Origin of the sequence: Ottowia sp., from assembly GCF_047975795.1 — a bacterium.
Classification (GTDB): domain Bacteria; phylum Pseudomonadota; class Gammaproteobacteria; order Burkholderiales; family Burkholderiaceae_C; genus Ottowia.
Genome location: NZ_JBKEEE010000090.1, coordinates 54202 through 77889, shown reverse-complemented (window position 1 = coordinate 77889; position 23688 = coordinate 54202). Strand labels below are relative to the sequence as shown.

Below are 23688 nucleotides of genomic sequence, written 5' to 3'. Positions count from 1 at the left end.
GGGATGGGCTGCAAGGCGCAAACCGCAGCGATACCTGGCGGTATCGCGAGGATTTGCAACGCAGCAGACCGCCCGAGGCCGCGCCCACACACCCGCGCAGAGACTTTGAACACGCTCTTAGAAGTGTTGGACCACAAACTGCTGGTCTGTTGCTGATTTGGTTTTGCAATGTCTGACTCTGTTTCTTCTTCTGCCAATTCCTCTGCTACTGCCCTGCGCCACCGCATGACGCCGACCGAACGCCGCGCGGCGCAATCGCTGGCGGCGATTTTTGCGTTGCGTATGCTGGGGCTGTTTTTGGTGCTGCCGGTGTTTGCGCTGGAGGCGCGCAAGTACCCCGGTGGGGACGATCCGGCGCTGGTGGGGTTGGCCATGGGCATGTATGGCTTGACGCAGGCTTTCATGCAGGTGCCGCTGGGTCTGGCGTCTGACCGGCTGGGGCGCAAGCGCGTCATTGTGGCCGGGCTGTTGGTGTTTGCCGCAGGCAGTGTGCTGGCAGCGTTGGCGGGCAGTATTTACGGGCTGATGGCGGGCCGCGCCTTGCAAGGGGCGGGCGCGGTGTCGGCGGCGGTGACGGCGCTGTTGGCGGACCAGACGCGTGATGACGTGCGCACCAAGGGCATGGCGCTGGTGGGCATGAGTATTGGGCTGATGTTTGCCATCAGCCTGATGGCGGCCCCGCCGCTGGCGGGCTGGCTGGGCTTGTCCGGGTTGTTTGGCCTGACGGCAGCGTTGGCGCTGGGCGGTATCGCCATCGTGCTGCTGTGGACGCCTGCTGAGCTTGCCCGCCACGCTGACCAGCCGCGTGGCAAGCTGGCCGACGTGTGGTTGCACCCGCGCCTGTGGCGGCTGGATCTGGGGGTATTTGTGCTGCACACGGTGCAAATGGCGATGTGGGTGGTTGTGCCTGGCCTGCTGGTGGCCGCGGGTTTGCCCAAAGCTGCGCACTGGCATGTGTATTTGCCCGCCGTGGGCTTGTCTTTCATCTTGATGGGTGGGCTGTTCGCGGCCGAGCGGCGCGGCCACCTGCTGGTGGTGTGGCGCAGCGCCATTGCGTTGCTGCTGTTGGTGCAAATTGGGCTGATGGCCTTGTTGGGGGCCACCGCGGGCGGGCCGGGTGTCTGGGCACTGGGTGTGGTGCTGTTTTTCTTCTTTGTCGCCTTTAACGTGCTGGAGGCCAGCCAGCCCAGTTTGGTTTCGCGCATGGCCCCGGCGCACGCGCGTGGCGCGGCGCTGGGTGTTTACAACACCTTGCAGTCGCTGGGGCTGTTTGTCGGGGGCGCGCTGGGTGGCTGGCTACTCAAGGGTTGGGGGCCGCAGGCGGTGTTTGGGGCGGCGGCGGCTCTGGCGGCGCTGTGGCTGGCGCTGGGCTGGGCACAGGAGGTGCCGGCAGCGCCGCCTGAGCCTCGGCCTCGGCACTAGCTTGCCCGGCGCGGAAGTTGGCCATCATGCGCGCAGCCAGGGTTTCGTAAAGCGGACGGCTGATCATGCGTGAGATGGTCGAGGCCACCATGGCCACGGCCATCAGCGACAGCACCATGGGCCTGCCGTCGATCATCTCCATCACGATGATGAAGGAGGTCAGTGGCGCTTGCGTTACGGCGGCCAGAAAAGCGGCCATGCCCATGGCGATGAAGGCAGTATTAACACCAAAACCCAGCAGCGTGGACACGTTGTAGCCAATGCCTGCGCCGATCGACAGCGATGGCGCAAACAGCCCGCCCGGCACGCCCGTCCAGGCCGTGAGCCAGGTGGTCACGAACTTCAGCAGGCCAAAAGTATCGGCGTGCTCGACTGGGTGCTCGGCGTGCAGCAGCTCGCGTGCGGCTTCGGTGCCACTGCCAAACGTCAGGCCACCGCTGACCATGCCGATCACGGCAATCACCACGCCCACGATGGCGGCAAAGCGTACCGGATGCTGGCGTCGCCACACGGAAAAACGGTCAGCCGACTGCCCGGCCAGCGACACGATCAGCAGCTTGGCCATCAGCCCGCCTGCCAGCCCGCTGCACACGGCCACCAGCACGCCCGGCAAAATGCTGGATGCACCCAGCGCAGGCACCTGCACAGAGCCAAAGTAAGCCGCATCGCCAAACGCCGATACGCCCATCAAGCCCGCCAGCACAATGGACGCGATGATGACCCCGCTGTAGCGCGTTTCCAGCTTGCGCGACAACTCTTCCAGCGCGAAAACCACCCCAGCCAGCGGGGCGTTGAAGGCGGCGGCAATCCCGGCGGCACCTCCGGCCACCAGCAGGGAATGCACGTTCACCACGCCTTGTCGGTGACGCAGCCAGCGGCGGCTGTGTTGCATCACGCCTGCGGCCACCTGCACCGACGGGCCTTCGCGCCCTACCGACAGCCCGCCCAGCAAACCGGCCGAGGCCAGTAACACCTTGGCAATGGTCAGCTTGACCGAGACGAAGTGGCTGCGTTCGGCATCGTCCAGCTTGGGGTCCAGCGCAGCCACCACCTGCGGAATGCCCGAACCCGCCGCCAAGGGGAAAAAGCGGCGCGTGAGCCACACAATGCCTGCTGTGACCAGCGGCGTCCAGATCAGCAGCAACCAGAGGGGCGCGCCTGACTGCAAACCGACAAAAAACTCAAACGCGGCATGACTGAGAATGGTGAAGCCCACCACCACCCCGCCCGCCAGTGCGCCATAGGCCAGCACGATGGCACGATCCAGCCAGCGCCGACCATCAGAAAACTCAGCCCGCAGGTGGCGGTAAAAATTCGGGTCGCGATGCTCCATGCGGTTCATTCTGACACGGGCTTGGCTGGAGCGGCGTCATGCATGGGGCACAATGCACGTTTGATCGTTCAAGCGTCACACTGCAATACATTGGATTAACGTAGCCATGGCCTCCGTCAACAAAGTCATCCTCGTCGGCAACCTGGGGCAAGACCCTGAATTACGCACTTTTCCCAGCGGCGGGCAAGTGTGCAATGTGCGCCTGGCCACCACCGACAAGTGGAAAGACCGGCAAAGCGGCGAGCCGCGCGAACACACTGAGTGGCACACCGTGGTCTTCAACGACCGGCTGGCTGAAATTGCAGGGCAATACCTGCGCAAGGGCAGCCAGATTTATGTGGAAGGCAGCCTGCGCACCCGCAAGTGGCAAGACAAAGACGGCAATGACCGCTACAGCACCGAAATTCGCGGCACCACCATGCAGATGCTGGGCAGTCGCCAGGGCATGGGTGGCCCCTCAGGGGGCGGTGGCGGCGATGACGATGGCGCAGGCTACGACGCCGCGCCGCAGCGCCGCGCAGCACCGGCTCCACGGCCTGCACCTGCGCCCCGTGCGCCAGCCCCGGCACCCAAGGCGTCGTCAGGCTTTGAAGACATGGACGACGACATTCCGTTCTGAAATGATGGGGTGATCGCCGCGCAGGCAGTCTGGATCTGCGCGCAAATCTTAGAAGGTGCGGCCAAACGGTGCCATGCCGATCCAACTGGCGTGCAGCCAGAACGCAAACACCCCCCAGGCCAGCAGACCAACCAACACCGTCACAGCGGTGGGCATCCAGCGGCCTGGCGCATACACCGTGCTCTGCGCGCGGTCACGTTGTCGCGCAGCGCGAAAATCCAGCACCGCCCACAGCACAAACGTGCCAAACAGCACCGCATCGGCCAATGTGGCCGTGGCCAGCAAGTGCCCAAATGCCCACAACTTGACGCCCGCTGCCATCGGGTGGTGCAGCCGCGCCTGGATCTTGTTGCCCGGCACATAAGCGGCTGCCAGCAGCACAAAGGCCAGCAGTGTGAACAATGAATTAAGGTGCTTCAGCCCCACGGGCGGCTGCCACAGCACGACCGGCTGCTGTCGCGCCAGCCCAAACCCCCAGACGATCAGCCCAAAGCCCAGCAACGACACCAGCGTGTAAGCGCCCTTCCACGGCAATGGCCCAATGCGTGCGATGGTGCGGCTGCGCCAGCCATCGGCCACGATGCGCACCGAATGCGTACCCAGAAACAGCAACAAACCCAAGATCAAAACCAGCATGTCGAGCAGCACCCTATAGTCAACGCGTATTAAAAATCCACCTGCATTATCTGCGGGGTGCATGCTATTCTGATTCGTTATCCATGCCGATGATGGGCAAGCTGCCGTCGGCTTTTTTACAAGGAGATATCCCCCCATGCCCGGACTGCTGCCTCACGTCGATCCTGATGGTTTGCTGGAGTTTTCGGTGGTCTACACCGACCGCGCGCTGAATCACATGTCGAAGAAGTTCCAAGGCGTGATGCGCGATATCTCGGCCATGCTCAAAGAGGTGTACCACGCTGATGCGGCGGCGCTGGTGCCTGGCAGCGGCACCTTTGGCATGGAGGCGGTGGCGCGCCAGTTCGCTGCCGATCAGAAGGTGCTGGTCATTCGCAATGGTTTTTTCAGCTTCCGCTGGAGCCAGATTCTCGAAGTGGGCCGTATCACTGCGCCCCAAAACATCACGGTCTTAAAAGCCCGCCGCACAGACGACGGCCTGCAAGCGCCCTGGGTGCCCGTGCCCATTGACGAGGTTGAAGCGGCCATTGCGCGCGAAAAACCTGCCGTGGTGTTTGCCCCGCATGTCGAAACCGCCAGCGGCATGATGCTGCCGGATGATTATTTAAAGCGTCTGGCCACCGCCACCCATGCCGCAGGCGGGCTGTTTGTGCTGGACTGCATTGCCTCCGGGGCCATGTGGGTCGACATGCAAGCCATCGGCGTCGACGTGCTGATCAGCGCGCCGCAAAAAGGCTGGAGCAGCTCGCCCGCAGGGGCCATGATTGGGCTATCCCAACGCGCGCTGGCGGTGATGGAGGGCACCACCAGCACCAGCTTTGCCGCCGATTTGAAAAAGTGGCACCAAATCATGCTGGCGTATGAAACCGGCGGCCACGCCTACCACGCCACCATGCCCACCACGGCCCTGGTAGAGCTGCGCGACGCCATGGCCGAAACGCGCCAGCGCGGCCTGGACAAAGTGCGCGCGCAGCAAATGGCACTGGGCCGCCAGGTACGTGCGCTGCTGGCGTCACGCGGCATGCCCAGCGTGGCCGCTGAGGGCTTTCAAGCCCCCGGAGTCGTGGTCAGCTACACCACCGATCCGGATATCCAAAGCGGCCAAAAATTCATCGAGCAGGGTCTACAAACCGCCAGCGGTGTCCCCCTGATGTGTGACGAACCTGCCGACTTCCGCACTTTCCGCCTGGGCCTGTTCGGTCTGGACAAGTGGGCGAATGTGGACCGCAGCGTCGGCCAACTGGCAGCAGCACTGGATCGGCTGGGCATCAAGGCAACTGCCGAAAAGACAGCTTCTGCCGCTTGATGAACAAGCGCTGAGGGTTGGTTGGATGGCTCAAATTTTGCTGGTGCTGACCACCGTCGCCTCCCGCGCCGACGCTGACTGCCTGGCCCGCCAGATGGTCGAGCAACGCTTGGCCGCCTGCGTGCAAATCAGCGCCATCGACAGCGTGTACCGCTGGCAGGGCCAAGTGCAGGCTGAAGGCGAATACCGCCTGTTGTTCAAAACCACGATCGAACGCTATCCCGCGCTCGAAGCCGCCCTGCGCGCCGCTCACCCGTACGAGCTGCCTGCCATCGTGGCGTGGCCGTGCAGTGAAGTGTTGGCCGAGTTTGCTGACTGGGTGGCAGGGGAAGTGACGTGTACGCCATGAATGCAGCCGAGCAATGGAGGAGCAACTGGGTGATTGCTGCGCGGATGCTGTGGGTACCAACGCTGCTGATTTGGGCCGCGATACTGTATTGCGTGCTTTGGGTACTGTTTGTTGGCCCGGCGGCGGTGTTTACTGATGCGGCGCTTTTTGGGGTTGAGATTTACAAGATACAGACTGTGGTGATGGCCGCCATTGGTGTGGCGGTGTGGGGCATTCTGGCGTGGCGTAAGCCAGCGTATGCGGCGGCACAGACCCGGATACTGGGTGCAGCGCGGCGATTGTCGTTGGGATTGACTGGGTTGGAGTGGTGTGCGCTGTCGGTCGGGTTTTACGCCCAAAGCCCGACGAGCCTGTTCGGAGCCTTGGGGGGGGCTGGATGGTGTTAATACCATTTGGCTTGATTGTCGGGTTGGCTTATCAGGGTGCCGCGTATCAGGCACGAAAAGCGTTGCACGCTGCTGATGCAGGTCAAACGTAAGAGCGCCCATACGCAGCCTCTTCGCGCCACTTTACCTTGGCTTGACATAGTTTCAGCTGCGCTTCATGTGGCTTCGCAACAATAAAACTTGTCTCTCGCGAAATGGGACAAGGAGCCAAGAACATGCGCCCCATCAAACTCGCTCTCTGGCTGGGCTTGCTGCTCCCGGCTGGTCTGTGGTTGTTATCGAACTCGCTGTGGCCCGAGGCGTGGAGCTATTTCGCCTTGCGCGCCGTGGCGGTGCAGTTCACCGGGGTGGTGCTGATCACGGCCATGAGTCTGGCCATAGTGCTGGCGTTGCGCCCGCGCTGGCTGGAGCGGCATTTGGACGGGCTGGACAAGATGTACCGTTTGCACAAGTGGCTGGGCATCAGCGCCCTGGTGGTGGGTGTGGTGCATTGGTGGCTGGCCCAGGGCACCAAGTGGATGGTGGGTTGGGGGTGGCTTACGCGACCGCAACGCGGGCCGCGCCCGAATATCATCGATCCGTTGCAAAGCTGGCTGCATGAGCAGCGCCATCTGGCGGAGGATTTGGGCGAGTGGGCGTTTTATGGTGCAGCGCTGCTGATTGTGGCGGCACTCATCAAACGTATTCCTTACCGCTGGTTTGCAAAAACGCACCAGTTCATCGCCGTGGCTTATCTGGTGCTGGTGTACCACGCAGCGGTGTTGCTCAAATTTTCTGACTGGTCACAGCCTATTGGCTGGTTAATGGTCGCGCTGCTGGTAGTGGGTACGGTGTCGGCGTGTTGGGCACTGCTGGGGCGCATTGGCGCGCAGCGCCGAGTGGTTGGCACAGTGGAGGAAGTGCGCTATTTTGAGCCTTTGCGTGTGACCAGCACTATGCTGCGTTTGCCTGCGGCCTGGCCTGGCCACGTACCAGGGCAATTTGCCTTCGTTACCAGTTTGCCTGGCGAGGGTGCACACCCGTTCACCATCGCCTCGGCTTGGGACGCCGCTACGCGCCGTGTGCGCTTTGTCACCAAAGCACTAGGCGACCACACGGCTACCACCCACACGCGCCTGCGTACGGGGTTGTCTGTGACGGTGGAAGGGCCTTACGGTTGCTTTACCTTCGACGACCACGCACCGCGTCAGATTTGGGTGGGTGGCGGCATTGGCATTACCCCATTCATTGGTCGTATGGAGCAACTGGCGCGTGCACGTGCAGCAGGCCATGCCTCCAATCAGGCCATTGATTTGTTTCACAGCACGCGCGATGAAGACCCAGCTGCACTGGATTTACTGCGTGCCGACGCCGCTGCGGCAGGCGTTACCTTGCATGTGTTGATAGACGTACGCGACGGTTTTTTAAGCGCCGAGCGACTCTGCGCGACCGTGCCCGGTTGGCGCGAGGCTAGTGTCTGGTTCTGTGGCCCGGCTACTTTTAGCCATCACATCAGGCATGAGTTGGAGCGCGCGGGATTGCCCGCGCAGCGCTTTCATCAAGAATTGTTCGAGATGCGCTGAGCCCCAACCCGTCAAGCAAAGTCTGAAAAATCTGTTTGAAACCGGTAACCACGATAATGTGCTGACCCACCATGGCTGGCAAGCAGCAGCGCGGTGGTGGGCTTTCTGACGACGTTACCTGTGCGATCGTGGCCCTGTGAGGTCGCTTGGCGAGGTGATGCAACAATACCGCAGTTTGCCGTCATTGCGCTGCATTGGCGGGACTTCATGAGACAGTGGGCAGCACAGGACATGAGCAGGGCCAGCGGGCAAATCTAGAGTTCAGGCTGAGTCATATCAAAGCCTATGCGTTTTTTGGCCTGAAATACATGCGTATTCGACGCAGGATCGGTATCATGTAGTTACAAAAAAGCCGCCAAAAATTTCAGGCATTTGCAGGAAATCGCACATGGGACGTTCTATTGGCCGCACCGTGCTGATCGGTGCGGGTTTGATGGGGGCTGCGGCGTTGGTGGCCGCCGCCGTAGTCAGCTGGCGCTTTGCCCATTACCAGCCAGCCGAGGCTGACATCGCCCCTGATCCTCAGGCGCAAGCGTATTTCATGGATGACTATGCCAGCGCGCGGCAGGCGTTTTTGGCCCAGGGTGATGCGTTGGCGCAGCGCCTGAATGGGGTCGAGCGCTTTGCCATTGCTGTCGATAGCCCGCGTGGCATCAAGGATTTGTATGTGGACGGCCTGTACGTTCCTGCCCAATCGTCGCCGCAGCGGCTGCTGGTGCTGTCGGCGGCCACGCACGGCATCGAGGGGCCAGCGGGCAGTGCGGTGATGCGCATGTTCATGGCTGAATTCATGCAAGATGAGCTGCTGGCGCAGACGGGCGTGCTGTTTTTGCACGCCCTCAACCCCTACGGCTTCGCGCAGCAGCGCCGCGTGACGGAGGGCAACGTCGACCTCAACCGCAACGCCGGCACCAACAACGCGCTGTACCAAACTCAAAATGCGGGTTACCCCGTCGTCCACCCGCTCATCAATCCCGCCGCACCTGCCGACACCCAAAGCTGGAGCCACCGGCTGTTTTTGCTGCGCGCCTTGGGGCAGGTGGCCCGGCACGGCATGCCGGTGCTGCGCCAGGCCGTGCTGCAAGGCCAGTACAGCACGCCGCAAGGCATTTACTACGGTGGCCAGGCGCTGGAGCCGCAACTGGCCGCACTGGCCCCGCGCCTGCGCGCGCTGCTCAACCAGTACCCGCTGTCGATGAGTATTGATTTGCACACCGGCTATGGTGAGCGCGGCAAGCTGCACATTTTTTTGAACCCACCCGAAGACCCGCACGTGCGCGATGCGCTGCAAGCCGTGTTCACCGGCCACACCATCGACTGGGGCAGCGGGCAGGACTTTTACACCGTCACCGGCGACGTCACCAGCTGGATCGGCACGCTGCGCCAAGGCGGCGCGCACCTGCCCGCGGTGTTTGAGTACGGCACCATGAACAGTCAAACGACCATCGGTGCCATCAAGTCGCTGCACATCAGCGTGCTGGAAAACCAGGGCGTGCAGCACGGCTGGGCCAGTGATGACGAACGCGTGCGCATCCAGCGCGATTACCGCGAGATGTTCAACCCCTCATCGTCCGTCTGGCGCACCCAGGTCATTGCCCGCAGCCGCACCTTGCTGCGCGACGTGCTGGCCCAGTTGCCACAGGTGCAGGTGCAGCCGTGAAATGCGGGGCGTGGAACAGCCAAAAACGCTCTATTTTTAATAGCTGCTAGTGCCAGTGCAGTGTGGCTTGAACGTCAGAATAATTGATAATTGCAGTATGAACGCCCGCGACACTGATTCTTTAAGCACCCACGACACCACCCGCATCGACGACACGCGCATCCGCGCCGTGCGTCCGTTGCTTACCCCGGCGTTGCTGGACGAGCGCCTGCCCGCCCCTGATGCGACGCAGCAATTGGTGGAGGCCAGCCGCACGGCCATCTCGCGCGTGCTGCATGGCGCAGATGACCGTCTGGTGGTGGTGGTCGGCCCCTGCTCCATCCACGACCACGACCAGGCCATGGACTACGCCCGCCGCCTGAAGGCCGAGGCCGACCGGCTGGCCGACGACCTGTTGCTGGTGATGCGCGTGTACTTTGAAAAACCCCGTACCACGGTGGGCTGGAAGGGCTACATCAACGACCCGCACCTGGACGGCAGCTACGCCATCAACGAAGGGCTTGATCTGGCGCGCCGCCTGTTGCTTGACGTGTTGGCGCTGGGCCTGCCGGTGGGTACCGAATTTTTGGATTTGCTCAGCCCGCAGTTCATCAGCGATCTGGTGAGTTGGGGTGCGATCGGCGCGCGCACGACCGAAAGCCAGAGCCACCGTCAATTGGCCAGCGGCCTGAGCTGTCCGGTGGGCTTTAAGAACGGCACCGACGGCGGCGTCAAGGTGGCGGCCGACGCCATCGTTGCGGCCGCAGCCTCGCACGCCTTCATGGGCATGACCAAGATGGGCCAGGCGGCGGTGTTTGAAACCCGCGGCAACGACGACTGCCACGTCATCCTGCGCGGCGGCAAAGTCCCCAACTATTCACAAGCCGACGTTGACGCCGCTTGCGCACTGCTCAAAACTGCGGGCCTGCGCGAACAGGTGATGATCGATGTGTCGCACGCCAACAGCAGCAAGCAGCACGCGCGCCAGATCGCCGTGGCGGGCGAAGTGGCCGCCCAGGTGGCAGCGGGCGATGCGCGCATCATGGGCCTGATGATCGAAAGCCACCTTGAGGAAGGCAGGCAGGACATCGTGGCCGGTCAGGCGTTGAAAACCGGTGTATCGGTCACCGATGCCTGCATCAGCTTTGCGCAGACGGTGCCGGTGCTCGATGCCCTGGCCGCTGCGGTGCGCCAGCGCCGTGCGGCGCTGGGCGGCTAGCCCGAACCTGGCTGGCTGTCGTTTCTGACAGCCCCCGTTTGGCATGCCTCCTTTTCTGATCGTCGTCCTGCTGGCCTTGCTGCTGGGTATTCAGCCCGTCACCACGGACGTGTATTTGCCTGCACTGCCTGCGATTCAGCAGGATTTGCAGGCCAGCATGTCGCAGGTGCAGATGACGTTTGCGGCGCTGCTGCTGGCGTTTGGTTGCTCGCAACTGGTGTGGGGACCGCTGTCCGACCGCTTTGGGCGAAGGCCGATTTTGCTGTGGGGCACCGGCGCTTATGTGCTGGCGTCCATCGCCTGTGTGCTGGCACCCAACATGCCGCTGCTGATTGCCGCGCGCATTGCCCAAGGGGCGGCCATGGGGGCGGCGGTGATGTGCGCGCGCGCCATCGTGCGGGATCTGTATGCGCCGCTGGAAGGCGCACGCGCCATGTCGCGCGGGCTGTCGGGCCTGGGGGTGATTGCCATCGTCTGCGCGCCGCTGGGCAGCCTGCTGACCGAAGTGTGGCACTGGCGCGCGGCGCTGGCCGTGCTGGCGGTGTTTGGGCTGGGCACCTGGTGGCTGCTGGCCGCACGCTTTCAGGAAACGCTGGCCCAGCCCAATCCGCAGGCGCTGCAAGCGGCCACGCTGTGGCGGTCGTGGACGCAGATTGCGCGCCACCCGATGTTCATCACGTTTTCGCTGCTGTCCACCGGCTCTTATGTGGGGCTGTTCATTTTTTTAAGCACCTCGTCGTTTCTGCTCATTCAGGCGCTGGGTTTGTCCAAGCTGGCCTACGGCGGCGTGATGGCCGGGCAGTCGGTGCTGTACATCCTGGGCACGGTGGCGTGCAGGCGGCTTTTGACTCGCTGGGGGGTGTCGCGCATGGTGCGTTGCGCCGGGTGGGTCACTTTCAGCGCCGGGGTGTTGATGGCGCTGTTGGCCTGGGTGGGTTGGGGCCAGCCCTGGTACGGCCCGTGGGCGGTGTTGCTGCCGCAGGCGCTGTTCATCGTGGCGCACGGCGTGCACCAACCAGTGGGGCAAAGCGGCACGGTGGGGCCATTTCCCCGCATGGCGGGGGCGGCATCGGCGCTGAACGGCTTCATCATGATGACCACCACCTTTGCCGTGGGCTGGTGGCTGGGGCTGGCCATGGACGGCACGGCCCGCCCGGTGGCGGTGGTGTATGTGCTGGCGTGCAGTGTGATTGCGGGCACTGCCTGGTGGCTGGTGCCGCGCTATGGTGAACCTGAACATGCCTGACATCACCTACCCCCCCACGCTGTGCATCGCAGGCCCCACCGCCAGTGGAAAAAGCGCGTTGGCCTTGGCGTTGGCCGCACGGATGCCCATTGAAATCATCAGTGTCGATTCAGCCCTGGTTTACCGCGGCATGGACGTGGGCACCGCCAAACCCAGCGCCGCCGAGCGCGCCGCCGTGCCGCACCACCTGATCGACATCCGCGATCCTGCTCAAGCGTACAGTGCGGCCGACTTTGCGCGCGACGCCACGCGCCTGGTGGCCGATATTCGCACGCGCGGGCGGCAGCCGGTGCTGGTCGGCGGCACCATGCTGTACTTCAAGGTGCTGTTGCACGGGCTGGACGATATGCCTGCCGCCAACGCCGAGGTGCGTCGCCAGATTGATGAGCGCGCCCAAGCCCTGGGCTGGCCCGCGCTGCATGCTGAGCTGGCCCGCATTGACCCGGCCACCGCCGCGCGGCTGGCCCCCGGCGACAGCCAGCGCATTCAGCGTGCGCTGGAACTTTGGCAACTGACCGGTCAGCCCATGTCGAATCTCCATACTATAAAAAACAGAGCTGCCAGCACAGGTGGATATGGCGGATGGCAGCTTTTTTCATTGGAGCCAACCGACCGCGCCTGGCTGCACCAGCGCATTGCCCAGCGCTTTGACGCCATGCTGGAAGGCGGTGGCCTGCTGGAGGAGGTGGCCGCCCTGCGCGCGCGTGGCGACTTGACGCTGGACTTGCCATCCATGCGTTGCGTGGGCTACCGCCAAACGTGGCAGGCACTCGACGCCGCCGCGCCCGCCACGCCACTGACCAAAGATCAGCGTGCCGCCCTGCGCGAACGCGGCATCGCTGCCACTCGCCAACTGGCCAAGCGCCAACTCACCTGGCTGCGCAGCCTGCCTGAGCGGCAGGTCATCGCTGCCGACAGCACCACGCTGGACGAGGCGGTGGTGCGCCTGGTGCAGGCGCTGACATCGCCGAAAAAATCAGGTGCGCTTTGACTCAGGCCGCCAGCGCCGCAGCAGCAAGGCGTTGCTCATCACGCTGACCGAGCTGAGCGCCATGGCCGCGCCCGCCACTACCGGGCTGAGGTAGCCCAGCGCCGCCAGTGGAATGCCCGCCACGTTGTAGACAAAGGCCCAGAACAGGTTCTGGCGGATCTTGGCCACGGTGCGGCGCGACACGTCCAGTGCTGCAGGCACCAGGCCCACGTCGCCGCGCATCAGCGTGATGCCCGCTGCGTGCATCGCCACGTCGGTGCCGCTGCCCATGGCGATGCCCACGTCGGCCGCGGCCAGCGCGGGCGCGACATTGACGCCGTCGCCGACGAAGGCCACCGTGTGGTGGTGCGTGCCGCCCCCTTTCCCGCTGGCGGGAGAGGGTAAGTCGGAGCCGCGCCGCTGCAAGCGGCGCACCGCCTCGGCCTTGTCGCCCGGCAGCACTTCGGCCAGCACTTCGCCGTTTTCCGGCTTCAAATCCAGACGATGCGCCATGGCTTCAGCGGCGGCGCGGTTGTCGCCGCTGATCATCACGGTGCGCACGCCGCGTGCGTGCAGCGTGTCGATGGCCGCAGCAGCCCCCGCTTTGGGCGCATCGGCAAAGGCCAGCAGGGCGCGGGCGATGGGGGCGCCATTGTCGGCGGGCGTTTCACAGGCGATTGAAAGCGTAGCGCCTTGTGTTTGATGGGCCTGTACGAAACCTTCAAAGGGCTTGAAGTCCACGCCCAGTTCATGCATCCAGGCCAAGCTGCCGATGCGCCACAGCGTGCCGTTGACCACGCCTTCGGTGCCCCGACCGGGGACACTTTTTACGTCGGTCGCGCCGGGCAGGCTCAGCCCGCGCTCGGCTGCGGCGCGCTCCACCGCACGCGCCAGCGGGTGTTCGCTGCCCGCCTGCACGGCGGCCACGGCGGTCAGCGCGGCGGTTTCGTGTGTCTTCGCCAGTGCGGCGGCTTCACCCGCGCCCTGTGGCACGGCAAAGGCGGTGAGTTGCGGGCGGCCTTCGGTCAGCGTGCCGGTCTTGTCAAAAGCCACGGTGTCCACACGGTGCGCAATTTCCAGCGCTTCGGCGTCTTTGATGAGAATGCCGAACTTGGCCGCCACGCCGGTGCCCGCCATGATGGCGGTGGGTGTGGCCAGCCCCAGCGCGCAGGGGCAGGCGATCACCAGCACCGCCACGGCGCGGATGATGGCGGTTTCCCACCCCACCCCGGTCAGCCACCAGCCGAGCAGCGTGCCCAGCGCAATCACCAGCACGGTGGGCACGAACACGGCGCTTACTTTGTCCACCAGCCGCTGCACGGGGGCCTTGGCGGCCTGTGCGTCTTCGACCAGGCGGATGATGTGGGCCAGCACACTTTCGCTGCCCGCTGCGGTCACCGTCAGCACCACCCGACCATCGCCGTTGATCGATCCGCCGGTCAGCGCGTCGCCCACGGCTTTGGCCACGGGCAGCGCCTCTCCGGTCAGCATGCTTTCGTCCACCTGCGTGGTGCCTTCGGTCAGCGTGCCGTCGGCGGGCACGCGCTCACCGGGGCGCACCATCAGTTGGTCGTCCGCGCGCAATTCGTCGACCGGGATGTCTTTCTCGATGCCATCCCAGTCGATCAGGTGCGCGGCTTCGGGCCGCAGTGCGTGCAGGGCGCGAATGGCCGCCGTGGTCTGGCGCTTGGCGCGGCCTTCCAGCCATTTGCCCAGCAACACCAACGTGACCACCACGGCGGCACTTTCAAAATACAGGTGCGCTTGCTCGCCATGATCGGAGAACAGCCACAAATACACCGACAGCGCCCAAGCTGCCGTGGTGCCCACCGCCACCAGCAAATCCATGTTGCCCGCGCCGCTTTTCAGCGCATGCCAACCGGCCTTGTAAAAGCGCGCGCCGAGCCAAAACTGCACCGGCGTGGCCAGCGTAAATTGCAGCGAGGGTGGTGCCATCCACGCCACGCCTAGGGGCGACAGCAGCATGGGCAGCACCAGCGGCAGGCTCAGCAGCAGGCCAATGCCCACGGGCGCAAACCCGGCCCAGGGCGAATCGCTGGCGGCACCATCCATGGCGGCATTGGCGGCGCGCGGCTCGTAACCAGCATCGCGCACGGCGCGGCGCAGCAGGGCGCTCCAATCTTCTGGCCGAAGCGGCGTGGTCGTGTCGCTGTCAGCCGCTACCGTGACCCGTGCTGACTCGGTGGCCAGGTTGACCGCTGCGTCCTGCACGCCAGACACCTTTTTCAGCGCTTTTTCCACCCGTGCGACGCAACTGGCGCAGGTCATGCCGCCTACGCCCAGGTCGAGCGTGTGGGTTTCAGGGCGGATCAATGGGCGGTTTTCTACAGTCATGCCGCCAGTGTCGGGCTTGACACGATGAGAGGGTCAAGCGCGCGGGAAAGCCGGTAGTGTCTCAGTTTGAAATTGGTTCGCCGATGAACGGTTCAGCCTGCCGTGTCTTGTATGGGCGTCGCTTTTTGGCGACAGGCTCAGGAACCAAGTTCACGAGTTCCTCAATACTCCAAGCGTGGTCGGTCACGCCAGCAGCCATTGCTGGAGTCACGCGCAGCGACTTGTGAATGCAGCAGAAGTTGTAGTGCATGAAGTGCAGTGAAACCGTGTGCTCAAGGCTCTCCACCTTCTTGCTGAACCCGTTGATCAAGCGAGTGAAGCGGCGTATCCCCATGCGCATGGTTAGGTTCTGGCGCTCGAAAGTAGGGCTTGTGGTCGTCCGTGGTCAGTTGCACGGGGTTGAACAGCCTCGAAGCAAGATCATCAATGAACGCTTCTGCGTACTCTGAATCACGCTTGTCCACCATGTCTAATAAACTTGGCCAAAGGGAAATTTACAGGCCATAATGTCCCATAAAATACCCAGCAAGGACAAGTAATGACAGTCGCACAACCGATGGCGCTGCTCAAGCAGGCGCGCAACAGGTTTACTCAGCGTGAAATTGCCGAACACGTCGGAAAGACCCCAAAAACCGTGAGACGCTGGGAGAAGGGCGAAATCCCATGCCCGGTTATGCTGGAACCGGCGCTGCGCCACCTTCTGCAAAAACCATCCGTAGCCCCGGCAGAAGGCAATAGATTCCGGTTTATCGACCTGTTCGCAGGCGTCGGCGGCATCCGAATGGGTTTTGAGGCCCACGGCGGCGAATGTGTCTTTACCAGCGAATGGAACGATTTTTCAAAAAAGACTTACATCGAGAACTACGGTGACAATCACCAGTTTGTTGGCGACATAGTTCCGTTTCCCGCAGAGGATGTGCCTGATCACGACATGCTTCTTGCAGGCTTCCCCTGCCAGCCTTTTTCGATTGCCGGGGTAAGCAAGAAAAACTCACTCGGTCGCCCACATGGCTTCGAATGCACCACCCAGGGCACGCTTTTCTTTGACGTGGCGCGCATCATTTCCACCAAGCGCCCCAAAGCGTTCCTTCTGGAAAACGTCAAGAACCTGATTTCGCATGACCAAGGTAATACATTCCGGGTCATCCTGCAAACCCTGCGGGACGAACTCGGCTATGACGTGCATTACAGAATCATCGACGGCCAGCACTTCACCCCGCAGCACCGGGAGCGAATCATCATTGTCGGATTGCGAGAGGAAACCGGCTTCTCGTGGGATGACCTGAAACTGCCAGCGGAAGGGCCACGCCTGTCCTCCATCCTGCACAGGACAGATGGCAGCGAACCAGTACTGCCGTGGGACGGAGACAGGTTTTTTGACCACAACCACCAGGCTGTTCAGGCCAAATACACACTGACACCGAATCTGTGGGCATACCTGCAAGCCTACGCGGAAAAACATAGGGCTGCCGGTAATGGCTTTGGTTTCGGCCTAGTCTATCCAGACAGTGTGACGCGCACCCTGTCAGCACGGTACTACAAGGACGGTTCCGAGATTCTTGTCTATCAGGGCGGCAAAAAGAGACCGCGCCGCCTAACTCCGCGTGAATGTGCCCGCCTGATGGGCTTGCCGGATACCTTCAGAATTCCGGTCAGCGACACCCAAGCATACCGCCAATTCGGAAACAGCGTGGTCATGCCCGTCATGCGGGAAGTGGCCCGTATCATGGCCCCGCACATCGCGGCCATGATCGAACAGGAAGATACGGGCATTGCCCAACCTCCTTTGCTTTTTGCCTGATCCTGTGGCGGATGTGGTGGACAAGGCTACCCGCAGCCGAATGATGTCCGGCATCAGGGGCCGCAATACAAAACCAGAAATCCTGGTGCGTCGCCTGCTGCACCGGCAGGGCTTCCGGTTCCGCCTGCATGTCCAGGATATGCCGGGAAAGCCTGATGTTGTTCTGCCTAGATACCGCGCCGTCATCTTCGTAAATGGTTGCTTCTGGCATGGGCACGACTGCCCTCTGTACAGGGTGCCACACACCCGCACGGATTTTTGGCTCGACAAGATCAACCGCAACCGCGCCAATGACCAGAAGGCAAGGAGCGCACTTCTGGCAACAGGCTGGCGGGTTGCGGTCATCTGGGAATGCGCCCTGCGCGGGGCAGAACAAGACATTGAAGGTGCAGCACAACGCCTTGGCGAATGGTTGCGCGGCAGAGAACAGGAAACCGGGATCAGGAAATGAAACAGGGCTATCTTTCACAGTACTTCGAGGGAGTTGCACTCAAACGCCTTAGCGCCGTCGAAGCCGATGTAATCCGCTCGAACCAGCACGAATTCAATGGCGTGGAAGGGTTGCGCGACATTCTCGGCGAACCTTCCGGCAAAACCCGCTTTCCAGCCAAATTCCTGTATCTGTCCGACCAGGATGATGAGCCAATCATCGAAGATGGCTTTCTGACGTGGTACGACGCCCGCCAGAAAGCGAGAGAACGCGGCGTCATGCGATGGGAATACCGGCTTTATTTCCCGACAAACCTTGTTTCGCAGTGTGCTGCCGAAGGTGATCTTCTCGTCATTACCAGACGTGCAGACGACTCGCTTCTGGCAATCGTGGCAGAGAAAGACACCACCATAGAACGGCAAATCATGTGGCTGTTCGGTTTTTCAGATATCACCCATCCCGGCTTTTCCGTCAAGTCTGAACTGGAAACGGAACAGGACAGAATTGGTTTTGCTGCCAGGGTCGTTCTCGAGCAGATTGGCATCGAACCAGAAGATGAGGCACCAAACTATCTGGACGAAATGCTGGCAAAGTTTGGTGGTGGATTCCCGAAAACCATCGAGTTTTCGGTATATGCAAGAAGCACAATCCGCGACCTTTCCAGCAGAGACAACCCGGACACAGCGCTTGTCGCATGGATGGAACGGGAAGAAATCCTGTTCCGCACACTGGAAAAGCACCTTCTGGGTGAAAAGCTACGAAGCCTCACACAGGATGGCATCGAGGACACAGAACCATTCATCAAGCTGGTGCAAAGCGCCCTGCAACGCAGAAAATCACGCGCCGGTTCAGCACTGGAAAACCATCTTGAACAGGTGCTCACCGATCACGGCGTGACGTATACAAGAACCGGTGCGACGGAAGGTAACCTGAAACCAGATTTCATATTCCCCGGTATCGGCCGCTATCACGATGCCAGCTTCCCGCAGGCCAGGCTGACCATGCTGGCAACGAAATCAACCTGCAAAGACAGATGGCGGCAAATCCTCAACGAAGCTGCACGGATTCCAAACAAGCACCTGCTGACGCTGGAACCCAGCATCAGCGAAAACCAGACCGAAGAGATGCAGGCAGAGCGTGTGCAGCTTGTTATGCCGCGTGGCCTGCACCCTACCTACACACCAGCACAGCAGGCGTGGCTTATGGATGTGGCAGGATTCACCGAACTGGCCCGGCAACGGCAGAATGCGCAATGAAGAATGATCGAAATTCGGGGCAAGAACCGATCAATTTAATTATGGATTTCGAGGAAGATATTGAAGAACGGTTGAATTCGCCTGATTTAGGAGCGTGGGCGGCAGAAGACATTGAAGCGAAATACGCGAAAAACGAGGACAGCGTGGTGATATCGACAAGCCCATAGCCGAGCTATGGGTGCAGTAGGTAGCACCGCGATGGACCGTTTTCTCGTGCGTTGCAGCCGATGCGGCTTCTGCCGCGCACGCACCTAGGTGAAGAAGCTGCTTAATCTGCACGCTTCCATCGCGCCGTCGCCGCAAGCCTCACTACATCGGCGCGTTCATCGGTGGTCAACTTTGCCGCCCTAGCCACTCCACCGGAAGCGCCACGCTTTTGCGACCTTTTAATTGGCTTTGGCTCTGCTTTGGGCGCTTCACCAGTTGCCTCATCAACGATGGCCTTGGCGAGTTGGTTCAGATCGAGCTTGCTTGAGCGGGTGGACATCCGAGTGGGCTAACACGCACCAGCCCGCTGTCAAGGGTGCTGAAATTCAAACTGAGACACTGCCGAAAAGCCCAGCAGGCCGCGCCTGCGCGAACTTGGCGAGGGACGGATTTTTGGGAGAAAAATCAGTTCGGCGAGGGTGGCGTCAGGCCATTGACCCAGTTCACCGTTTGCTGCACCACATCGTCCGTGGCCTGGCGCAAAGCTGACGCGCCACCCGCAGCGTCCGCCGTGGGCGCTGGTTGGCGCGACACAAAGGTGTGCTGGCCCAGCAGACGGTCAGTGCGTGTAGTGCGCGCCATGGGCGCGATGGCGGTGGCGCGCAGGCGCACCACGCCTTCGCTGGCATCGGGGGCGCTGAAGTCGTGCATAAATTCGTCCAGCTCGATGCGCAACTCCACCTGCGCCAGCCCGCTGGCGTTGGCCACCACGGGCCGGGTGGCGGCCAGTGCTTCGCGCAGACGTTGCTCGACCAGGTGCGGCGGCGACATGGCCCAGCGCGCGTGGGCATAGGGTTGCGGCTGCTGGGCGCTGCTGCTGTAGCTCAGGCGGTAGATGATGTGGTGCCCGTCCAACGCGGGCGGGGCCATCACCTGCGCCAGCGCTAGGGCGGATCCGCTGGGCTGGGCGCTGGCAGCCACCGGCAGGGCAGGCCCCAGGTCGTAGGCTTGCGGGCGCACCGGCTTGTCGGGCAGGGCGCAGCCGCCCAAGGTGGCGGCCAGCAAGACGCTGAGGGCAAAGCCCGGGTTGACCCGGTGCGGCAGGCGAAATGTGGTCTGTGTCATGTTGATCCTCGCGGCAAATGGGTGGCTCAACGGAAAGCGTCAGCGCGCTGGTGCAGGGGCCGTAAAACCCGGCTCGCCCGGTCCCGGCTGGACAAAGCCTTCGCCATAAATCAGGGCCTGCGGGTTGTCGCGCAGGCCGCCAATGGCGCGGTCAAAGCGCCGCACTGCATGGTCGGCGTTGTCGGTCAGGCCCTGGATGCTGGGCAGCGTGGTGGTGTTGAAGGTGGCCGCGCTGTCGCCAAACTGCTGCAAGGCACCATTTTGGCCGGTGATGGCGGCCAAACCCTGGCGTGCCTCGTCAGACGTGCGGGTTAGGCTGTCCATGGCCACGCTGGCGCTGGCGCTGGCGGTTTCAATGGTTTTAAGCGTTTTGCCTGCTTGTTGCACCAATTCAGGAATGCTGAGTTTGCCCGCGCCAAACTGCGCCTGAATGGTCTTGTCGGTGTTCAGGGCCAGTTGCTTGATGGCGGCAGCAGCTTCGCCGGTTTCGCGCACCGTGGTACCCATTTCCTTCAGGGCCACCTTGAAAGATTCTTTGTTGCCGTCGTCCAGCACGGCGTTCAGGTTGTCGGCAATGGATTCGGCCTTTTTCATCAGGTTGGTGATGTTCTCGGTCAGCAGGCCCAGGGTGTTGGGCTTCAAGGGAATGCGCGGCGGGCCGTTGGGGCCGCGCGTCAGCGGCTCGTTAGAGCCGCCGGTGTCGTCCAGTTGCACATAGGCCAGGCCGGTCACGCCCTGAAAGGTGAGCTGGGCAAAGGTTGATTGGGTGATGGGTGTGTCGGGGTTGACGGCAATGCGCACGCGCACGTCGGAGCCGGTGTCAGAGTCGAACGAAACGGAAGTGACCTTGCCCACGCTGACGCCCTTGTAGCGCACCGGCGCTTGCGGTTGCAGCCCGGTGACGGCCTCGCTGGTGACCATTTCGTAGGTGTCGGTGTTGGCCACGTCGCGCAGCAGCCACATGGCCAGGCCGACCAGCAAGGCAAATACCGCCAGCACGAACGAGCCAGCGGCCAAGGCATGAGATTTGTTTTCCATGGGGACTTATTCTCCTTTCGCGGGCTGCGCAGCGCCGGGCGCTGATTGGCCTGGTCGTGCGGGTTGCTCCGCTTCTTTGGCGCGCCGTTGGCGCAGCGATTCCATCGCCCGCAAACCGCGCTCGCCCAAGAAAAAATGCCGGATGAAGGGGTGGTCGAAGGCCAGCACCTCTTCGACCCCGGCGTTGATGATGACGCGCTTTTCGGCCAGCACGGCCACGCGGCTGGACAGCTCGAACAAGGTGTCCAGATCGTGCGTGACCATCACCACCGTCAAGCCCAGTTCCTGGTGCAGCGAGCGCAGCAAGGCCACGAAGGTGTCCGAGCTGTCCGGATCCAGCCCCGCGGTGGGTTCGTCCAGCATGACCAGGGGCGGGTCCATCATCAGCGCGCGCGCCAATGCCACGCGCTTGATCATGCCGCCCGACAGCTCGGCCGGCATCTTGGGGGCGTCGCCAGGCTTGAGCCCCACCATTTCCAGCTTGAGCATGGCTGCATCGCGCACCAGCTTTGGCGGCAGCGTGCCCAGCTCGCGCAGCGGAAAGGCAATGTTGTCCAGCACGCTGAAGGCTGAAAACAGCGCGCCTTGCTGAAACAGCATGCCCACGCGGCCCAATGCGCCCAGCTTGCCCACCTCAGAGGCCGGGCTGCCCAGCACCGTGATGCTGCCGCGCGAAGGGGTGTGCAAACCCAGCATCTGGCGCAGCAGCACGGTTTTGCCCGTGCCTGAACCGCCCACCAGCGTCAGCACCTCGCCGCGCACCACGGTCAGGTCGAGGTCTTTGTGCACCACCACTTCGTCGTTACCAGGCTGCTTGAACACCGTCCACAGCCCACGCACTTCAATCACGGGCTGTCCTGGCGCAGGCGGCAAACCCAGCAGCCGGTCGTTCTTGAGGCGCGGCTTGGTCATATGCCCACGCCTCTGAACACGATGGCGAATATGGCGTCGATCACGATCACCGCCGTGATGGAAGCCACCACCGACGACGTGGTGCCGCGCCCCAGGCTTTCGGTATTGGGTTTGACGCGCAGGCCGAAGTGGCAGCCGATGAGGGCAATTACCCCGCCAAACACCACCGACTTGCCCAAAGCCAGCCACAGGTTAGACACCGGCACCGCCTTGGGCAGCGCCTCGAAAAAATAGCTGGCCGTGATGCCCATGGCAATATCGGCGGCCAGCATGCCGCCGATCAAAGCCGCCAGGGTGGTCCACACCGCAATCAGCGGCATGGCGATGCTCAGGGCCATGGCGCGCGGCAGCACCAGCCGAAAGCCGACCGGCACGCCCAGCACGCGCATGGCGTCCAGCTCTTCGGTCACGCGCATGACCCCGATTTGCGCCGTGATGGCCGAGCCGGACCGTCCGGCGATCAGCACCGCCGCCAGCAGCGGCCCCAGCTCGCGGATCAACGCCAGCCCCAGAATGTTGACCACAAAGGTCTCGGCCCCAAACTGGCGCAGTACTGAACTCATCAAATACGCCAGCACCACGCCGATCAAAAAGCCCACCAGCGCTGTAATTAACAAGGCCAGCGCGCCAATGTTGTACAGATTGCCTGAGAAGTCGCGCCACGGTCCGTTTTGCGGCGCGGCCAGCAGGCGCAAAAAACTCAGTAGTAACTGGCCGATCAGCACCACGCCATCGCGCATCTGCGCCATGCCGTCGATCACCCGCAGGCCCAGCATATTCACCCGGTCGGTCAAAGACAGGCGCTGGCGTTTGACATCTTCTTGCTTGAACTGCGACAGCCGCTGAAGCAGCGCGCGCTGCTCGTCATCGGCGTCGATGTGCGCAGGCCAGCGCTGGCCCCAGTGGTTCCACAGCACCATGGCCCCCAGGTGGTCCAGCGCCTGAATGCCGCGCAAATCCCAGCGGGCCTGGGCGCTGACAGCGCGCAACCCGTCTTGCACCGCGCGCCAGTGGCTGCTCATGGTCAAGGCGGTGGCCGTCCAGCGGCCACGCAGCACGGCCCGCTCGCCCTGGTCGGTGCGCTCGGTGTCGATCTGCGGGGGAAGGGCCTGCGTTTGCATGAACAGATTGGGTCGCAAAGGACGCACTGCCTGTGGTTCAGCAGCGCGGGTAGGGCAGACAAAGTGCGTGCATGACGGCACCTGCCAAGGGGTGCATGGTACCGTGGTCGCAGCGTGTTGTGGTATTTATTTGGATTTGCTTTGAAAGCAGCTGTGGATTACCCCGTTTTCAACAAACCCTGCCGCTCAATAAACGCCACCACCTCGTCCACGCCTTCTTGCGTTTTGAGGTTGGTCATGACAAAAGGCCGCGCGCCGCGCATGCGCTCGGTGTCACTGCGCATCACGCCCAGGTCAGCGCCGACGTGCGGTGCCAGGTCGGTCTTGTTGATGACGAACAAATCGCTTTTGGTGATGCCGGGGCCGCCCTTGCGTGGGATCTTTTCGCCGGCGGCGACGTCGATGACGTAGATCGTCAGATCGCTCAGCTCGGGGCTGAAGGTGGCGGCCAGGTTGTCGCCGCCGCTTTCGACGAACACGATATCGGCGTCGGGAAACTCGGCCAGCATGCGGTCGATGGCCTCCAGGTTGATCGAAGCGTCTTCACGAATGGCGGTGTGCGGGCAGCCGCCAGTTTCCACGCCCATGATGCGCTCGGCAGGCAGCGCGCCGCTGACCGTCAGCAGGCGCTGGTCTTCCTTGGTGTAGATGTCGTTGGTGATGGCGATCAGGTCGTAGTGCGCGCGCATGGTCTTGCACAGCATCTCCAGCAATGTGGTCTTGCCGGAGCCGACGGGGCCGCCAATACCGACGCGCAGCGGTGGCAGCTTTTTGGTGCGGCGGGGGATGTGGTGCAAGGCGGTCATGGCAATCCAG

At 62.7% G+C, this 23688-nt stretch carries 20 protein-coding genes and 2 pseudogenes; 13 read left to right on the top strand and 9 right to left on the bottom strand.

Going from position 1 to position 23688, the window contains the following annotated elements; translation table 11 throughout:
• Window positions 1-225: 225 nt before the first annotated feature.
• A complete protein-coding gene (locus tag ACK5NW_RS14220) occupies window positions 226-1422 on the top strand; it encodes an MFS transporter (RefSeq protein ID WP_416929187.1) in 1197 nt (398 codons plus the stop codon).
• On the opposite strand, the pseudogene ACK5NW_RS14215 reads toward ACK5NW_RS14220, so the two are convergent.
• A pseudogene (locus tag ACK5NW_RS14215) lies at window positions 1316-2755 on the bottom strand (chloride channel protein); the annotation flags it as partial. The gene ACK5NW_RS14220 and the pseudogene ACK5NW_RS14215 overlap by 107 nt on opposite strands.
• A gap of 106 nt (window positions 2756-2861) precedes the next feature.
• Between ACK5NW_RS14215 and ssb the strand changes: the two are divergent.
• Window positions 2862-3374, top strand: coding sequence for a single-stranded DNA-binding protein (gene ssb, locus ACK5NW_RS14210; RefSeq protein WP_416929177.1), 513 nt, complete (start codon window positions 2862-2864; stop codon window positions 3372-3374).
• 48 nt (window positions 3375-3422) lie between these two features.
• On the opposite strand, the gene ACK5NW_RS14205 is transcribed toward ssb, so the two are convergent.
• Window positions 3423-4010 (bottom strand): NnrU family protein, encoded by a 588-nt coding sequence (locus ACK5NW_RS14205; RefSeq protein WP_416929175.1) that lies wholly within the window; start codon window positions 4008-4010, stop codon window positions 3423-3425.
• Window positions 4011-4146: 136 nt separating this feature from the next.
• Between ACK5NW_RS14205 and ACK5NW_RS14200 the strand changes: the two genes are divergently transcribed.
• The 8 genes from ACK5NW_RS14200 (at window position 4147) to miaA (ending at window position 12708) form a co-directional block, all read left to right on the top strand.
• Window positions 4147-5316, top strand: a complete 1170-nt coding sequence (locus ACK5NW_RS14200; RefSeq protein WP_416929173.1) for an aminotransferase class V-fold PLP-dependent enzyme — start codon at window positions 4147-4149, stop codon at window positions 5314-5316.
• A gap of 25 nt (window positions 5317-5341) precedes the next feature.
• Window positions 5342-5665 carry a divalent-cation tolerance protein CutA gene (gene cutA / locus ACK5NW_RS14195; protein ID WP_416929171.1) on the top strand — a complete coding sequence of 108 codons (324 nt, stop codon included), beginning with the start codon at window positions 5342-5344 and terminating at the stop codon, window positions 5663-5665.
• A complete protein-coding gene (locus ACK5NW_RS14190; protein WP_416929169.1) occupies window positions 5662-6051 on the top strand; it encodes a hypothetical protein in 390 nt (129 codons plus the stop codon). Before cutA ends, ACK5NW_RS14190 begins: the two co-directional genes overlap by 4 nt.
• A gap of 215 nt (window positions 6052-6266) precedes the next feature.
• On the top strand, window positions 6267-7613 hold the full coding sequence (locus ACK5NW_RS14185) for a ferric reductase-like transmembrane domain-containing protein (RefSeq protein WP_416929167.1): 1347 nt from the start codon (window positions 6267-6269) through the stop codon (window positions 7611-7613).
• A 388-nt stretch (window positions 7614-8001) separates the two neighbouring features.
• The gene (locus tag ACK5NW_RS14180; protein ID WP_416929165.1) at window positions 8002-9273 is read left to right on the top strand and encodes a M14 family metallopeptidase; all 1272 of its coding nucleotides are present in this window, start codon (window positions 8002-8004) and stop codon (window positions 9271-9273) included.
• 97 nt (window positions 9274-9370) lie between these two features.
• Complete coding sequence (locus ACK5NW_RS14175; protein WP_416929163.1) at window positions 9371-10471, top strand: 3-deoxy-7-phosphoheptulonate synthase; 1101 nt, start codon at window positions 9371-9373, stop codon at window positions 10469-10471.
• Window positions 10472-10514: 43 nt separating this feature from the next.
• Window positions 10515-11717: a multidrug effflux MFS transporter gene (locus ACK5NW_RS14170; RefSeq protein WP_416929161.1), complete on the top strand. Its 1203-nt coding sequence runs from the start codon at window positions 10515-10517 to the stop codon at window positions 11715-11717.
• Window positions 11710-12708 (top strand): tRNA (adenosine(37)-N6)-dimethylallyltransferase MiaA, encoded by a 999-nt coding sequence (miaA, locus tag ACK5NW_RS14165; RefSeq protein ID WP_416929159.1) that lies wholly within the window; start codon window positions 11710-11712, stop codon window positions 12706-12708. Before ACK5NW_RS14170 ends, miaA begins: the two co-directional genes overlap by 8 nt.
• Here miaA and ACK5NW_RS14160 read toward each other — a convergent pair.
• Window positions 12694-15042: a heavy metal translocating P-type ATPase gene (locus tag ACK5NW_RS14160; protein WP_416929157.1), complete on the bottom strand. Its 2349-nt coding sequence runs from the start codon at window positions 15040-15042 to the stop codon at window positions 12694-12696. The genes miaA and ACK5NW_RS14160 overlap by 15 nt on opposite strands.
• 61 nt (window positions 15043-15103) lie before the next feature.
• A pseudogene (locus tag ACK5NW_RS14155) lies at window positions 15104-15509 on the bottom strand (hypothetical protein); the annotation flags it as partial.
• A 71-nt stretch (window positions 15510-15580) separates the two neighbouring features.
• Here ACK5NW_RS14155 and dcm point away from each other — a divergent pair.
• From dcm to ACK5NW_RS14140, 3 genes are read left to right on the top strand one after another with little or no spacing between them, the layout of a single operon-like run.
• Entirely contained in the window at window positions 15581-16843 is a 1263-nt protein-coding gene (gene dcm, locus ACK5NW_RS14150; RefSeq protein ID WP_416929155.1) for a DNA (cytosine-5-)-methyltransferase, read from the top strand.
• Between the two features lie 4 nt (window positions 16844-16847).
• Window positions 16848-17294 carry a very short patch repair endonuclease gene (locus ACK5NW_RS14145; RefSeq protein ID WP_416929185.1) on the top strand — a complete coding sequence of 149 codons (447 nt, stop codon included), beginning with the start codon at window positions 16848-16850 and terminating at the stop codon, window positions 17292-17294.
• Entirely contained in the window at window positions 17291-18529 is a 1239-nt protein-coding gene (locus ACK5NW_RS14140; RefSeq protein ID WP_416929153.1) for a type II restriction endonuclease, read from the top strand. Before ACK5NW_RS14145 ends, ACK5NW_RS14140 begins: the two co-directional genes overlap by 4 nt.
• Before the next feature lie 612 nt (window positions 18530-19141).
• Here the strand turns inward: ACK5NW_RS14140 and ACK5NW_RS14135 are convergent.
• From ACK5NW_RS14135 to ureG, 5 genes are all read right to left on the bottom strand, one after another.
• Window positions 19142-19801: an ABC-type transport auxiliary lipoprotein family protein gene (locus ACK5NW_RS14135; protein WP_416929151.1), complete on the bottom strand. Its 660-nt coding sequence runs from the start codon at window positions 19799-19801 to the stop codon at window positions 19142-19144.
• A gap of 39 nt (window positions 19802-19840) precedes the next feature.
• Window positions 19841-20839 (bottom strand): MlaD family protein, encoded by a 999-nt coding sequence (locus tag ACK5NW_RS14130; RefSeq protein ID WP_416929149.1) that lies wholly within the window; start codon window positions 20837-20839, stop codon window positions 19841-19843.
• A gap of 6 nt (window positions 20840-20845) precedes the next feature.
• Window positions 20846-21751 (bottom strand): ABC transporter ATP-binding protein, encoded by a 906-nt coding sequence (locus tag ACK5NW_RS14125; protein ID WP_416929147.1) that lies wholly within the window; start codon window positions 21749-21751, stop codon window positions 20846-20848.
• Window positions 21748-22872 (bottom strand): MlaE family ABC transporter permease, encoded by a 1125-nt coding sequence (locus ACK5NW_RS14120; RefSeq protein WP_416929183.1) that lies wholly within the window; start codon window positions 22870-22872, stop codon window positions 21748-21750. The genes ACK5NW_RS14125 and ACK5NW_RS14120 overlap by 4 nt, the downstream gene beginning before the upstream one ends.
• A gap of 158 nt (window positions 22873-23030) precedes the next feature.
• A complete protein-coding gene (gene ureG, locus ACK5NW_RS14115) occupies window positions 23031-23678 on the bottom strand; it encodes an urease accessory protein UreG (RefSeq protein ID WP_416929145.1) in 648 nt (215 codons plus the stop codon).
• Window positions 23679-23688 lie beyond the last annotated feature (10 nt).